Genomic DNA, 544 nt, shown 5'->3' with positions numbered 1-544 from the left:
TCGTAACAAGGTAGCCGTATCGGAAGGTGCGGCTGGATCACCTCCTTTCTAAGGAATATTTTTGAGGCACACTTGGTTTTTGTTTAGTTTTGAGAGATTATTTTTATTCCTTCGGAATAAAGTCTTTCTATTATAGATTATAACGAATATGTTTGTAGACACTCTTACTATGTTTAGTGGAGTTGCTTATACCTTACGGTATAAAACATATTTAAATACATGTTCTTTGAAAACTAGATAACAGTAAACAAGTAATTCACACACACATTAACGAATTGTTAAGATTCTTTTTAATTAACAACATCAACATTTAGTGTTGAAATCGGCGAACGAGAAGCGAGAAGTTCGAGGCGACGAGTTTTTGAGGAGCGGAGTGTACGGGTTATGTACATGAGCACCGGAAAAAGCGAAGTCAACGAAGAAATTCGAAGCTTATCGTTCGCCGAGGGTTAAGTTAGAAAGGGCGCACGGTGAATGCCTTGGCACTAGGAGCCGATGAAGGACGGGACTAACACCGATATGCTTCGGGGAGCTGTAAGTAAGC

1 rRNA gene is annotated in these 544 nt (G+C 39.7%); it reads left to right on the top strand.

Going from position 1 to position 544, the window contains the following annotated elements:
• Positions 1–447: 447 nt before the first annotated feature.
• A 23S ribosomal RNA gene (locus ACFFIX_RS27910) occupies positions 448–544 on the top strand; the annotation flags it as partial.

The sequence above is a fragment of the Metabacillus herbersteinensis genome (assembly GCF_042433335.1).
Lineage (GTDB): Bacteria > Bacillota > Bacilli > Bacillales > Bacillaceae > Metabacillus > Metabacillus herbersteinensis.
This window is presented reverse-complemented; position numbering and strand designations above follow the sequence as displayed.